This is a genomic window from Phenylobacterium sp. (assembly GCF_036501465.1).
GTDB lineage: Bacteria > Pseudomonadota > Alphaproteobacteria > Caulobacterales > Caulobacteraceae > Phenylobacterium.
The window spans coordinates 59,433-73,228 of record NZ_DASYAF010000073.1 but is presented as its reverse complement, the minus strand read 5'-3'; the positions used below and the strand labels follow the sequence as shown (position 1 = coordinate 73,228).

Genomic DNA, 13,796 nt, shown 5'->3' with positions numbered 1-13,796 from the left:
TCCGGCGGCCCGCCTTATGGCTGCCGCAGTCCGCCGTCACGGCGGCGGGCGCAGGCGGACCTTCTTTGGCGAACGACGTATGGACGAGAATCTGGCCGCGGCGAATGCGGCGCTGCAGGCGGGGCGCGGGGCCGAGGCGATCGGGCCGCTGATCGCCGCCGTCCAGGCCGAGCCGAACCGGCCGGTGCAGGTCTATCGCACCCTTCTGATGCAGCTCTATCACGCCGGGCGCCTGGAAGAGGGCGTGGCCTGGGGCGAGACGGCGATGGCGCGCTTTCCGCGCGACCACGAGCTGATGAACCTGGTGGGCGTGTTCCACCGGCGGCTGAAGGACTATCCGAGAGCCCGCGCGACGCTCGAGCGGGCGGCGAAGCTCGCGCCCGCCAATGTCGCGATCATGCAGAACCTGGGCAATGTGCTGCTCGACCTCGACGAGGCGGCGGCCGGCGAGGCGGTGTTCGCCAAGCTCGTCCGGGCCCAGCCGCGCAGCGTCGAATACATCCGCCAGCTTGGCCGCGCGCTGATGAAGCAGGGGAAGATGGAGGCGGCCGCCACCCGCTTCCGCCAGGCCCTGGGGATCGACAAGAGCAACGTCGACGCCTGGATGGACCTGGCCAGCGTGGACAACAACGACCGGCGCACGGCCGAGGCCGAGGCGACGATCGACAAGGCGCTGGACGCCAATCCCGACAGCATCCGGCTTCTGGAAGCCAAGGCGATGGTCATGCGCCGCGGCCAGGCCTTCCGGCGCGCCGAGGCCTATCTGCTGGACCTGCTGCCGCGCTATCCCGAGGCCGGGTGGATCCACTACCAGCTCGGCGTCACGGTCGCCGACTACAAGCGTGAGCAGGCCAACGAATATTTCCGCAAGGCGATCGCGCTGGAGCCCGACCGGCTCGAATATATGATGATGCTGATCGAGGGCCTGGAGCGCACGCGCACCGGCGACGAAGGCGCCAACATCGAGGAATCCTACCAGCTGGCGCTCAAGGCGCTGGCCCACAAGCCGACCAACGAGGGGCACCTGAAGATCCTCAACGAGGTCTTCATCCGGGTCTGCGCCTTCGACCAGATCGCCCAGCTGGGCAGCTTCGAGGACCTCGGCCGCGGCTGGGCGCGGACCGGCCGCCACAGCGCGCTGCTGAAGCAGCTCGCCCAGGTGAAGAGCCTCGACGACCGCTACGAGCTGATGCGCCAGCACCGCCTGTGGGGCGAGAACATCGAGAAGGAGGCCGCCCGCCATCCGCTGCGTCGGCCCAAGCCGCGGCCGGCCGACGGCAAGATCCGGCTGGGCTTCCTGTCCTCGGACCTGCGCGCCCACCCGGTGGGCTATTTCGCCCTGCCGCTGTTCGAGCACGTCGATCCGCGCTTCGAGCTCTATTGCTACTCGTTCTACCAGGGCCAGCCGGACCGGCTGTACGAGTTCTTCGCCTCGAAGTCGCAGGCCTATCGCTGGGACCCGGAACTGGGCATGCGCGAGTCCGCCCAGATGGTCTGCGACGACCAGCTCGACATGCTGATCGAGCTCGGCGGCACCACCCACATGAACCGCCTGGAGGTGATGGCCTGGAAGCCCGCGCCGCGCCAGGCGAGCTGGCTGGGCTATCCGCATTCCGCCGGCCTGGCCGAGATCGACTACCTGCTCACCGATCCCTACAACACCCCGCCGCGCGCCGACCTGTTGCTGGAAAAGCCGCTGATGATGCCCAAGAGCTGGATCGCGCTGGGGCGGATGGTGTTTTCCGACAACCTGGCGATCACGCCCGGCCTGCCGCAGGACCGCGCCGGCGGGACCATCACCTTCGGCACCGCCAACAACCCGCACAAGTACAACCGCGAGACCATCGAGCTGTGGGCGCGGGTGATGCGCGAGGTCCCGAATTCGCGCTTCCTGTTCGTGCGGCCGGAGGGCAGCGGCATCGCCTTCCGCGCCAACATCCGCCAGGAATTCGAGCGCCACGGCGTGCCCAGCCAGCGCATCCTGTTCCACGCGGTGCGCGGCCGGCACATGCCGGTCTACAACGAGATCGACATCACGCTCGACCCTGTGCCCCTGACCGGCGGCACCACCACCACCGAGTCGTTGTGGATGGGCGTGCCGGTGGTGAGCCTGATCGGCGAGGCCTTCTTCGAGCGGCTGTCCTACTCGATCCTGGCCAACAGCGGCGTGGGCGACCTGGCGACGCCGGACAAGGACGAGTACGTCCGCATCGCCGCGGCCCTGGCCGCCGACCGCGACCGGCGGCTGGTCCTGCGCGAAGGCCTGCGCGAACAGATGAAGTCGGGCCCGCTCGGCCAGACCGAGCAGTTCGCGCGCGACTTCTACGACCTGATCGCGCGCACCGTGGCAGAGACGGCGGCGGCCTCAGCCTAGAGGCGGAAGTACTCGGCCAGCAGGTCGTCGGGGCGCGGGCGGAACACCAGCTCGCCGCCGCCGGGCCCGGCGAAGACCATCTGCCCCTCAGGCACGCGCTTGCCGATCACACGGGTCCCCTGGCTCACCACCACGTCGTCGCCGATCACCGCCCCGGCGGCCACCGAGCTGCCGGGATAGAGCACCACGCGCTCGCCGATCACCGGGATCTGGTCCTTGTGCCGGCCGACCGTCACGCCCTGGTAGAGCACCAGGTGGTTCCCGTAGGTCGCCTTGGCCAGCACGATGCCCAGGCTGTGGCCGATGTAGAAGACCGCCGGCATGGCGATCTCGTAGAACAGGTCGATGCCGTTCAGCGCCTTGTTCATCAGGAACAGGCGGGTGGGCGCGGCGGTGTCGCCGCTGCGCCGCCAGATGCTGTTGGCCAGGTAATAGAGGAAGATGGTGTGCTGCGAGGACTGCAGCACGTTGAACTCGTCCGGCCGCCAGGGCGCGCAGCCGTTGATGCAGGCATGCAGGCGCTCCAGCGCCTCGTCGAGATGGGCGTCGCAGGTCGCGCGGAACGCCGCCTCGCGCCCGTCGGGAATGATCGCGGCGCACTGGGCGGTGACGTAGGCCAGCAGGCTCTCGCGCGTGTGGTCCCGCAGTTTCACGCCTTCGGCCTTTCGTTCAGCCCGTCCAGGTAGCGGCGGACCACGTCCTTCACCGGGGTGGGCGTGACGCCCAGCACGTTCAGGCGGGCGTTGTCGGAGCGGGGCGGCGGGGCGGGCGAGACGTCGCGCGAGAAGTTCACCCGCCAGCCGGCCTGCAGGAAGAGGTTGGCGATCTCGCCGTTGGCGGTGAGCTCGCCCGAGGCGACGTTGACGATCTCGCGGCTGGGCTTCTCCGACATGGCGATCAGGGCGGCGATCACGTCGTCCAGGTGGATGTAGTCGCGCGCGATGTGCGGGCTGGAATCCAGCTGCAGGTCGTGGGTGCGCGCGGCCTCGATCAGCCATTCGGAAAGGAAGCCCGGCGCCTCCGGCTCCCAATCGTAGACATTGGCCAGCCTTGCCACCGCGCCGCGGCCCTCGGTGCGGGTCAGCGTGATGTTTTCGCCCAGCGCCTTGGAGAGGTCGTAGATGCGCCGCGGATCGGCGGGGTCGAACAGCAGGGGCGCGGCCTCGTCCAGGTCGCGGGCCGCCTGGCCGTCGTAGAGCCGGGTGGAGGACAGGTAGATCAGCTGTTCGAAGCGGCCCGCCTGGACCAGTTCGGAGAGCAGGGTCGCGTGGGCCTCGACGGTGTCGAAGGGGCGGCGGTCGTAGTCGGCGGTGAGCCCGGCGCAGTAGAACACCACGCCCATGTCGTGGCCGAACAGGGTCTTGTCGCCCTTGGCCGGCGCGTAGATGTCCCAGCCCTCGGCGGTGAGCTTGGCGCGCAGGCGGCGGCCGACGAAGCCGGTGGCGCCCAGGATGGTGGCGAGGCCGGTCATGCGCCGCCCCCTTTTTCGCCCCGCTTGCCGATGCGCCGGGCCGGCGCGCCGGCGTGGATTTCGTAGGCCGGAACCTCGCCCCGCACCACCGAGCCCGCCGCGATCACCGCGCCCTTGCGGATGATCGCCCCGTCGAGGACCACGACGTTGGACCCCAGCCAGACGTCGTCTTCGATGACGATACCGCCCTTGGACGGCTGGAAGCCCTGCAGGCGGATGTGGCGGGTGATGTCGGCGATCTCGTGGTTGGTGGGCGCCAGCGTGCAGTTGGCGGCGATCGCCACCGCATCGCCGATGACCACGCCGTTGCCGGTGTAGATCACCACCCCGGAATTGATGGCGCAGTCGGCGCCGATCACCACATCGCCAATGCCGCCGGCCGGCTTGATCTTCACGAAGGCGTCGATGGAGGTGCGCGGGCCGACCTGGATCAGCGTGCCGCGCACCGAATCCTCGATGTCGGCCAGGGGCGAGATCCTGGCGGTGGGATCGATCTTCAGCGTCATCGCAAAGCGCGCATCTGGGGGCCCCTACCCGCGCCAGTCAGGGTAGGTTGCATCGCGCTTCGAGATCAATGCCGGGGCCGCGGGCCAGGAAATGGCGAAGGCCGGGTCGTCCCAGCGCGCGCCGGCCTCGTGGCCGGGCTCGAATTTCGGGCTGATCTGGTAGAGGACGTCGGTGTCGGGCTCCAGCGTCAGGAAGCCGTGGGCGACGCCCTGCGGGATGAACAGGGCCCTGGCGTTGTCGGCGGAAAGTTCAACGCCGGCCCATTTCAGATAGCTGGGGCTGTCCCGGCGCAGGTCGACGGCGACGTCGAACATCCGTCCACGGACGGCCCGTACCAGCTTGCGTTCGCCATGCGGGTCGGGCTGCCAGTGCATCCCGCGCAGGGTATTCGGCGTGGGGTTGCGCGACAGGCTGGTCTGGGCGGGTGCGAAGGGCGCGCCGGCGGCGGCGAATTCGTCCGGACACTGAAGACGTGCGAAGGCGCCGCGCTCATCCTCGTGCGGCTCGATCTCGACGAGGAGGACGCCCGACACCGCTGTGGGCGAAAACCGCATCAGTCGCCCTTCTCGTTTTCAACGACCTTGGTTTCCGGCGAGGCGGTGACGAAGCGGCCGCCCCAGCCCTTGATGCGGGCCATCTGGCCCATGATCTCGTCCTTCAGGTTCCAGGGCAGGATGATCAGGTCGTCGGGCCTGAGCTCGTCGGCCGCCGCGGGCGCAAGGATCGGCAGGTGGCTGCCCGGCAGGTAGCGGCCCTGCTTGGCGAGGCTGGCGTCGAACACGGCTTCGATGTCGGCGCTTGTCGTCCCGCAGTAGTTCAGGAAGGTGTTGCCCTTGGCCGCCGCGCCATAGGCGCAGATCGTCCGGCCCGCCGCCTTCTCCGCGGCGAGGAAGGCGCGGAAGCTGTCGCGCACCGCCGCCACCCTGGGCGCGAAGCCGGCGTAGCCCTCCAGCCTGTCCAGATGGGCGGCGTGTTCCTCGGCCCGCAGGGCGACGAGGGCGTCGGTCTCTTCGTGGCCGGAGCCCATGTGGCAGCAGAACAGCCGCAGCGAGCCCCCGTGGGTGGACAGTCGTTCGACATCGAACGGCCTTAGCCCATTGGCCCGCAGCACCTGCTCCACCGCCAGCAGCGACAGGTAGGAGTAGTGCTCGTGGTAGATGGTGTCGAACTGCACCTTCTCGATCAGGTTCAGCAGGTGCGGGAACTCGAAGGTCAGCACGCCCTCGTCCTTAAGCACCTCGCGGAAGCCGGCCACGAAGTCCCCGATGTCGGGCACGTGAGCCAGGACGTTGTTGGCGGCCATCAGGTCGGCGCGGTCGCCGCGCGCGGCCAGCACGGCGCCGGTCTGCTCGCCGAAGAAGGCGACCTCGGTGCGCACGCCCGCAGCGATCGCCGCCTGCGCGGTGTTGGCGGTAGGCTCGACACCGAGGACAGGCACGTCCATTTCGACGAAATGCTTCAGCAGATAGCCGTCATTGCTCGCCACTTCGACGACCAGCGACTCCGGACCGAGGTCGAACCGCTCGGCCATGGCCGCAGCATAGCGCTTGGCATGCGCCACCCAGCTCGTCGAATAGGAGGAGAAGTAGGCGTAGTCGGCGTCGAAGATGTGGTCGGCCGGCACCGCGTCGTCCGCCTGCACCAGGAAGCAGCTGCGGCAGACCCGCACGTGCAGTGGATAGGACCGCTCGGTCCCGGCGGCGAGCTCAGCGGCGGTGAGATAGCTGTTGGCGAGCGGCTGTTTGCCCAGGTCCAGGAAGGTGTGGGTGAGCGGCGTCGCGCAGAAGCGGCAGTTTGGCGTGGTTTGGGAGGACGTCGTCATGCGGCGCCCTCGTAAGCCGTGATCTGCTCGCGGCACAAGTCCAGGGCCGCCTCGCCGTTCGCCTGGCGGCGGTACCAGTCCATGGTCAGCGCGACGGCGGCCGGCGCGTCGAGGCGGCTCTCGAAGCCCAGGGTACGGCGCGCCAAGCCAACGTCGATGGCGAGCGTCCCGGCCTCCAGGGACTTGGGATCTGGCTCATGGCGCCAGGGCTGGGCGCCCAGGGCCTCGACGCCGAGGGTCGTGAGCGCGCCCACGGTGACGACCGGGCCGCCGGGCTTTGGGCCGAAGTTCATGGCGCGCGGGGCGGCCGGATCGCTCGCCAGCGCCTGCAGGTAGGTGAGGTAGCCGGCCACGCAGTCCAGCACGTGCTGCCAGGGCCGCGTCGCCTGCGGATGGCGCAGGACCACGGGGCGCTGGGCGCGGGCGGCGCGGACGATGTCGGCGACGATCCGGTCCGCCGAGAAGTCGCCGCCGCCGATGACGTTGCCGCCGCGCGCGGTGGCGAGCGGCATGCCCGCCGGCTCGAAATAGCTCTTCGCGAAGCTCTGGACGGCGATCTCGCTGGCGGCCTTGGAGGCGGAATAGGCGTCCTTGCCGCCCAGCGCATCGCCCTCCTGGAAGGCGCGGCCGGTCTCGGCGTTGGCGTAGACCTTGTCGGAGGTGATGCAGAGCGCCGCCTTCAGCGTGGTTTGCGCGCGCAACGCCTGCAGCAGGTGGACTGTGCCCATGACGTTGGTGGCGAAGGTCCCTACCGGATCGGCCACCGCGGCGCGCACGATCGGCTGCGCCGCCATATGTAGTACGAGATCGAACGATCGGCCCGCCAAGGCCTTCTCGACCGCCGGCCGGTCGCGCAGGTCGACAATCAGCGACGCCGCCGTCAGCGCCTCCACACCGGCCAGATCGAACAATGCAGGCTCCTGGTCGGGCGCCAGCGACAGGCCGGTGACTTCCGCGCCCAGCCCGGCCAGCCAGATCGCCGCCCACGAGCCCTTGAAGCCGGTATGGCCGGTCAGCAGGACCCGTTTGCCGCGCCAGAAGGAGGCGTCTAGCGCCGCCACGGCGCCTCGCCCGAGGCCCACAGCGCCTCGAGGTGGTTCTTGTCGCGCAGGGTGTCCATGGCCGCCCAGAAGCCGTCGTGATGGTAGGCGGCGAGCTGGCCGTCGTGCGCCAGGCCCTCCAGCGGCCCCTGTTCGAAGATGGTGGCGTCGCCGTCGATGCGGTCGACCACGCCGGGGTTCAGAACGAAAAAGCCGCCGTTGATCAGGCCGTTGTCGCCGGGCGGTTTCTCCATGAAGCGGCGCACCAGGCCGCCTTCGATCTCCAGCGCGCCATAGCGGCCGGGCGGGACGACGGCGGTCACCGTGGCGTCCTTGCCGTGGGCCTTGTGGAAGGCGAGCTGGGCGGTGAAATCGACGTCCGACACCCCATCGCCGTAGGTCAGGAAGAAGGGCTCGTCCTTGTTCAGGTAGGGCGCGATCCGCTTCACCCGGCCGCCGGTCATGGTCTCCTCGCCGGTGTCCACCAGGGTCACCCGCCAGGGCTCGTGCTTGGTGGCGTGGTATTCGATGTCGCCCTTGGCCAGGTCGACGGTCAGGTCGGCGTTGTGCAGGACGTAGTTGGAGAAATACTCCTTCACCACATAGCCCTTGTACCCAAGGCAGACGATGAAGTCGTTGAAGCCGTGGTGCGAGTAGAGCTTCATGATGTGCCACAGGATCGGGCGCCCGCCGATCTCGATCATCGGCTTGGGTTTGAGGTGGCTTTCCTCGGAAATGCGCGTGCCGAGGCCGCCGGCCAGGATCACTGTCTTCATAGGTCCGCCTGTGCCGCGCCGCAGCGCCGTTGTCCACCGACTTTGACGTCACGCCCGCCGGCTTGCCCCATGCGCCGACGGGACCGGGCTGGGCTTTTCGGCTTGCCAGGGCGTGGCCGGCGGACGATCCAGGGGCCATGGACGATCATCGCGTCTCCTTCCTGATCGCCGGGGTGCAGAAGGGCGGCACGACGGCGCTCTTCGACTATCTCGGCGAGGAGCCCGGCCTGTCGCTCAGCCGGGAGAAGGAGCTGCACATCTTCGACGACGAGCGCCGCGACTGGGCGGCGGCGGACTTTGCGGACTATCACGCCGCCTTCGCGCCGTTCGACGGCCGCGCGCGCGGCGAGGCGACGCCCATCTACCTCTACTGGCCGAACAGCCTGGCGCGGATCTGCGCCTACAACCCGGCGATGAGGCTGATCGTGGTGCTACGCGACCCGGTGGCGCGGGCCTGGTCGCACTGGCGGATGGAATACGCCCGCGGCGCCGAGACCCAGCCGTTCGCCTGGTGCGTGCGGGCGGGCCGCCAGCGGCTGTTCGACGCCGAGCCCTGGGGTTTCCACCGCGAGTTCTCCTATGTGGAGCGGGGCTTCTATGGCGCGCAGATCGCCGAGGCCCTGGCGCTGTTCGGCGCTGAGCAACTGCTGGTCCTGCGGGCCGAGGACCTGAAGGCCGATCCGGCGGCGGTGCTGGGCCGGGTGCGCCGCTTCCTAGGCCTGCCGGACGGCGCGGCGCCACGGCCACGCGAGGTCCATATGGCGCGCGAGATGGACTATGGCTCCGAGCTCACCACCGCCGACGTGGCGCACCTGCGGGCCGTCTATGCCCGCGACGCCGAGCGGCTGGCCGATCTCACCGGCGTGCGGTTCGGCTGAAGCCATAGTTTGGCCGGCGCGAAGGCGCATCCTGGCGCGCCTCGTCCGCCAAGGGAGACCGCCCATGCGCCTGGCCCCGATCGCGCTTCTCGGGCTCACCGCCGTCCTCGGGCCGCCAGCGGCGGCGGGCGTGGCGGACGGCGCGCCGCAACTCAGCCTGCCGATCGCCTGCGAGATCGGGCGAACCTGCGAGGTGCAGACCTATGTCGATCGCGATCCGGGGCCCGGCGTGCTCGACTACCACTGCGGGCATCGGACCAACCAGGATCACAACGGGATCGATATCCGGATCCTCAACATGGCGGCGCAGCGCGCGGGTGTCGCCGTGCTGGCCGCCGCGCCCGGCCGCGTCGCCCGCCTGCGTGACGGGGAGGCCGACATCTCCATCCGCGCGCCCGGCGCGCCGTCCATCGTCGGCAAGCTGTGCGGCAACGGGGTGGTCATCGACCACGGCGGTGGCTGGGAAACCCAGTACTGCCACCTGGCCCGGGGCAGCCTGAAGGTGAAGATCGGCGACAAGGTGAACGCCGGACAGCCGATCGCCCGGGTGGGTCTTTCCGGGGACACCGAATTCCCCCACGTGCACTTCACGATCCGTCACAACGGTCAGATCGTGGACCCCTTCGCGCCGGGGCCCGTGGCGGCCGGCGCCTGCCCCGCCCAGGCGGGGCTCTGGACACCCCAGGCGGCCAAGGCCCTGACCTATAAGCGCGGCGCGGTGCTGAACGTCGGCTTCGGGACCGCCGTCGCCCCGATGGAGGCGGTGGAAGAGGCGAGTGTCGCGCCGCCGGCCGGCGACCCGCCGGCGATCGTGGCCTATGCGCGCCTGATCAACCTGGAGGCGGGAGACGTGATCGAGCTGAAGCTGACCGGCCCGGACGGCAAGGTGCTGGCCGACGGGAACCAGCCGATGGACCGCGACAAGGCGGAGTACCTGAGCCAGGCGGGGCGCAAGCGGCCGACCGGCGGCTGGACGCACGGCGCCTACCTCGCGGAGGTCTTTGTCCATCGGGGCGGGGCGGTGGCCCTGGCCCGGCAGTGGCGGATGGCCCTGTGAGTTGACCCACATGTGATCGAAGCTCGGCCTCAGCCGGTCCGCGCTCAGGCCGGCGTCAGTGCGATCACGCCGAACCGGGCGAGCCACAGGAGGCCGCGGGTGATGGCGTTGCGCCGGTTCGCAGGGAAGCGGGCGGCGATCTCGGCGACCGCCAGGCCGGGCTGTTCGGCAAGCCAGGCCACGATCTCCTCGGCCTCCTGCAGGGTCGGGCGGTTCATCGCGCCGAAGGCGGCGAGCGGGCCGGCAAGCCGGGCCGCCGCCACGGGCCAGGTCATTCCCGCCGGCACGGCCGCGCGCCAGGTCGCCGCCAGATGGCGGGTGGGATAGGCCGCGAACAGGGTGAAGGGATCGGGCCGGAACGGGTCGTTCGCGGCGGGCGGGGCGGACGCCGCAGCCTGGCGGCGCGCCGTCTGCTCCGCCCACAAGGCCTGGTATTGCGGGATGATCGCCGACCAGTCGAAAACCGCCTTGGCCCGGGCCTTGGCCCGTTCGCCCTGGGCGCGGCGCAGCTCGGGATTGGCGGCCAGGGCCGCGATGGCGTCAGCCGCCTGGTCGAGGTCGATCGCGGTGAGCTGGGCGACGGAGCCCACATAGGCCGGATAGGTCCACCAGTCGTGGGCGTGCCAGTAGGCCATGTCGAACCCGGAGCCGGGCGCCGGCGCGGCGGTGTCGATGCGGAAGCCGTCCTCGCCGTCGCGGACGGTGTCGCGGTAGCCGTCCCAGTCGGTGACGACTGAGGGCAGGCCCGCGGCCATGGCCTCCACCGGGGTCAGGCCGAAGCTCTCCTGGATGTTGTCGGAGAAGCTGATGAACAGGTCGGCGACCGACCAGATCGAGAAGCGTACGTCGGCAGGGCGGCCATCGACCACGCGGTAGCCCACGGAGGGGCAGAGCGCGCGCACCGCGGCGTGATAGGCCTCGGCCTGGTCCTCCTGGCTGGCCCAGCCGGCGTTCACCCAGACGAGGCGCTGAGCACAGCGCTGGGCGGCGCGCTCCAGGCTGAGCGCCATCAGCGCCGGGTTCATCTTCTCCACGGCGTTGAAGCGGCCGACGTAGAGGGCCACGACCGCGTCCTCAGGGATATCCAGGCGCTCGCGCCAGGCCTTGCGGTCGGCGGGGCGGGTCTCGAACTGTTCGGTGTTGATCCCGAGCGGGATGGTGGCCAGCAGCGGCTCGCCACGGCGGCGCGGGCCGGGATATTCCGAAGCCAGATAGTCGCGGACGCCTTCCAGCTGGGCCTCGACGCTCGCACGCACCGCCCGGGAGGTGCAGATCAGGGCGTCGTGCGGCTCCACCGGGGCGATCAGGAAGTTGGCGAGCGTGGTCATGGTGCGCGCGGTGGCCGTGGTGTGGGTCAGGCCACACAGGGAATAGGCGCCGCCGCCGAACGGCCGCCGCGCCCAGGCCTCGGTGTCGAGGTTCGGCCCCGGCAGGGCGACCACCCCGACCTCATGCAGTTGCGGTCGGTCGAAGTCGGCGAACCAGCGGATCGGCTTGTCGATGGGCTCGAGCGCGCGGACCGCGGCCTCCAGGGTCGCCGCGTCGATGTTGCGGCCCCGCCAGAAGTAGAACCGGTCGACCTCAGCGTGGCGCAGGAAGCCGCGCAGGAAGCTTTCGCCGGCGGCGTGGCGGCCCAGCAGGCGCGGCCGATCGGTCTCGAACGCATCGGGATGCAGCAGGATGGCGGCGTTGGTCATCGCAGGGCCGCCCTAGCAGACTTCCGGCGACAGCGGGAGCGGCCGCCGCCCTGGGCGGAAACCGCAAGCCCAAATGAAAAGGGCCGCCCCGAAGGGCGGCCCAATCCATGATCAGATCGATCGATCAGAGGCCGGTGACATTCACGAAGTCGATGTCATTCAGCGTCTTACCGACCAGCGTCACCGCATCATCGTGGGTGTTGTCGATGGTGTGGTCAGCGTTGGTGTCGGCGAACACGATCACATCCGTGCCCACTTGGACCGCGACGTACTTGCCGGTGCCCAGGTGGTTGTTCGCCTGGGTGAGGGCGTCGTTGAAGTCGCTGCCCGTGGTCTCGCTGTAGACCGCGGCCGTCGTCGTGGCCGTACCGGCGCCGAACACCAGGAAGTCGGTGGGGCTCCAGTCGCGGATCTGGTCAACGCCCTGATCCACACCGCCGACGCCGAGGACGGACTTGCCGGCCGAGGTCGGCGAGTCGCCGTGCAGAACCACGAAGACGTCGTTGCCGCCGCCGCCGGTGAGCACATCGCTGCCGCCGCCGGCCTCGATGGTGTCGTTGCCCGTGCCGCCGGTGATCGTGTCCGGGCCGCCGCCGCCGAGGATGGTGTCGTTGCCGTCACCACCGTCGATGTTGTTGGCCAGGGTCGACGAACCGGTGACCGTGTCGTTGCCGGTGCCAGCCGAGATGCTGTCAGAGGTGACGAAACCGTCCGTGGCGTCGTTGTGGGCGTCGATCTTGTCGTTGCCGTCGCCCAGCGAGTAGGCGCTGCCGCCGTGGTTGGCGCCCGTCGTGATCGTGTCGTTGCCCGCGCCACCCGTCAGGGTGTCGTGGCCGCCGGCCGCGCCAGCCGCGGTGGAGGCGTTCAGCGCGATCGAGTCGTCGCCGTTGCCGCCATCGACGCTGTTGTTGCCACCGGCGTCGGTGATCACGTCGTTGCCGTCGTTGCCCGTCACGGTGTCGTTAGCCGTACCGCTCAGGATCACGTCGTTGCCGGTGCCGCCGTCGATGTTCAGCTTGCCGGTGGCGGTGTGGAAGTCGATCGAGTCGTTGCCATCTTCGCCACGGATCGTATGGCCGCCAGTGCCCGCGCCAACGATGGTGTCGTTGCCGAGGTTACCGTCGAGCAGTTCGGCGGAGGTGCTGGTGGTGTTGATCGAGTCGTCGCCCTGACCGCCGAGCAGGGTGTCTGCGCCAGCGTTGGTGTCGACAAGCGTGTCGTTGCCGGCGTTGCCCTGGATCGAGCTGGCCGTCGCCGTGCTGCCGCCGGTCGTGGTGATCGAGTCGTTGCCGTTGCCGCCGGTGATGGCGTTGAGGCCGCCGGTGTCGGTGATGGTGTCAGCGCCGTCGCTGCCGTCCAGCGTATCGTTGCCCGTGCCGCCGACCAGGCTGTCATCGCCGCCTTCGCCGGCGAGGCTGTCGTTGCCGCCGCCGCCGTTGACGGTGTCGTCACCGAGGTTGCCGTCGAGGACTTCGTTGCCGAGGCCGCCCTGGATGCTGTCGTTGCCTTGGCCGCCCAGCAGGGTGTTGGCCACGGTCGAAGCGGCCAGCGCGCTGATGGTGTCGTCGCCGAGGTTGCCCTGGGCGAAGTTCACGCCGCCGCCGACGTCGATCAGGTCGTTGCCCTGACCACCGAAGATGGTGTCAGCGCCGTCGCTGCTCACGCCCGCGCCGAAGCTCGCGCCGCCAGCCAGGGTGTCGTCCCCGGAGTTGCCCTGCAGCAGGTCGCCGCCGTTGCCGCCGGCCAGGCTGTCAGCCCCGCCACCGCCAAACATGCCGTCGGCGCCGCCGGTCCCAACGACCGAGTCGTTGGCGACGTCGGAACCGACCGTCAGCTGCGAGCCGTCCGGGAAGATGGTGCCGCTTTCGCCGTAGATGCCCGGACCGAACACCACCGAGTGGCCGTCCGTGTTGTCGATCAGCGTCACGCTCGGAGCCGTCAGCGCGGTGCCAGCGGTGTAGATCACCGACATGGCGGAGCCGTGCGAGGTCGCGTTCGTGAACACCAGCGTATCGGCCGCCGCGTTGTACGCGAGCGCCTGAGCCGCCGTGATCGTCTCAAAAATATAGTTCGCCATAGATCTCTCCAGTCTGTGTCACACGGACCCTCGGCACGCCTGACCCCCATCCCCGATGGAGCTGTCCCGACGGTCCATTCACCCAAGCGCCATAGCA

General features: G+C 69.7%; 12 protein-coding genes. 3 read left to right on the top strand and 9 right to left on the bottom strand.

What is annotated here, in order from left to right; genetic code table 11:
• Positions 1-79 precede the first annotated feature (79 nt).
• Positions 80-2,374, top strand: a complete 2,295-nt coding sequence (locus VGL85_RS08060) for a tetratricopeptide repeat protein (protein WP_331587860.1) — start codon at positions 80-82, stop codon at positions 2,372-2,374.
• Here the strand turns inward: VGL85_RS08060 and VGL85_RS08055 are convergent.
• From VGL85_RS08055 to rfbF, 7 genes are read right to left on the bottom strand one after another with little or no spacing between them, the layout of a single operon-like run.
• Positions 2,371-3,027 (bottom strand): hypothetical protein, encoded by a 657-nt coding sequence (locus tag VGL85_RS08055; protein ID WP_331587858.1) that lies wholly within the window; start codon positions 3,025-3,027, stop codon positions 2,371-2,373. The genes VGL85_RS08060 and VGL85_RS08055 overlap by 4 nt on opposite strands.
• Entirely contained in the window at positions 3,024-3,845 is an 822-nt protein-coding gene (locus VGL85_RS08050; RefSeq protein WP_331587856.1) for an SDR family oxidoreductase, read from the bottom strand. Before VGL85_RS08050 ends, VGL85_RS08055 begins: the two co-directional genes overlap by 4 nt.
• Positions 3,842-4,351 (bottom strand): acyltransferase, encoded by a 510-nt coding sequence (locus VGL85_RS08045; protein WP_331587854.1) that lies wholly within the window; start codon positions 4,349-4,351, stop codon positions 3,842-3,844. The genes VGL85_RS08050 and VGL85_RS08045 overlap by 4 nt, the downstream gene beginning before the upstream one ends.
• A 24-nt stretch (positions 4,352-4,375) precedes the next feature.
• Entirely contained in the window at positions 4,376-4,906 is a 531-nt protein-coding gene (locus tag VGL85_RS08040) for a dTDP-4-dehydrorhamnose 3,5-epimerase family protein (RefSeq protein ID WP_331587851.1), read from the bottom strand.
• Positions 4,906-6,174 (bottom strand): class I SAM-dependent methyltransferase, encoded by a 1,269-nt coding sequence (locus tag VGL85_RS08035; protein ID WP_331587848.1) that lies wholly within the window; start codon positions 6,172-6,174, stop codon positions 4,906-4,908. Before VGL85_RS08035 ends, VGL85_RS08040 begins: the two co-directional genes overlap by 1 nt.
• Positions 6,171-7,235 (bottom strand): CDP-glucose 4,6-dehydratase, encoded by a 1,065-nt coding sequence (gene rfbG, locus VGL85_RS08030; RefSeq protein ID WP_331587846.1) that lies wholly within the window; start codon positions 7,233-7,235, stop codon positions 6,171-6,173. The genes VGL85_RS08035 and rfbG overlap by 4 nt, the downstream gene beginning before the upstream one ends.
• A complete protein-coding gene (rfbF, locus tag VGL85_RS08025; protein ID WP_331587844.1) occupies positions 7,223-7,990 on the bottom strand; it encodes a glucose-1-phosphate cytidylyltransferase in 768 nt (255 codons plus the stop codon). Before rfbF ends, rfbG begins: the two co-directional genes overlap by 13 nt.
• 137 nt (positions 7,991-8,127) lie before the next feature.
• Between rfbF and VGL85_RS08020 the strand changes: the two genes are divergently transcribed.
• Together VGL85_RS08020 and VGL85_RS08015 are read left to right on the top strand one after the other, a co-directional pair.
• Positions 8,128-8,868: a sulfotransferase gene (locus VGL85_RS08020; protein WP_331587842.1), complete on the top strand. Its 741-nt coding sequence runs from the start codon at positions 8,128-8,130 to the stop codon at positions 8,866-8,868.
• A gap of 64 nt (positions 8,869-8,932) precedes the next feature.
• The gene (locus VGL85_RS08015) at positions 8,933-9,925 is read left to right on the top strand and encodes a M23 family metallopeptidase (protein ID WP_331587840.1); all 993 of its coding nucleotides are present in this window, start codon (positions 8,933-8,935) and stop codon (positions 9,923-9,925) included.
• Positions 9,926-9,969: 44 nt separating this feature from the next.
• Here the strand turns inward: VGL85_RS08015 and VGL85_RS08010 are convergent, their stop codons facing one another.
• Both VGL85_RS08010 and VGL85_RS08005 read right to left on the bottom strand, forming a co-directional pair.
• Positions 9,970-11,622 carry a glycosyltransferase family 4 protein gene (locus tag VGL85_RS08010; RefSeq protein ID WP_331587838.1) on the bottom strand — a complete coding sequence of 551 codons (1,653 nt, stop codon included), beginning with the start codon at positions 11,620-11,622 and terminating at the stop codon, positions 9,970-9,972.
• 124 nt (positions 11,623-11,746) lie between these two features.
• A complete protein-coding gene (locus VGL85_RS08005; RefSeq protein WP_331587836.1) occupies positions 11,747-13,699 on the bottom strand; it encodes a calcium-binding protein in 1,953 nt (650 codons plus the stop codon).
• Positions 13,700-13,796 lie beyond the last annotated feature (97 nt).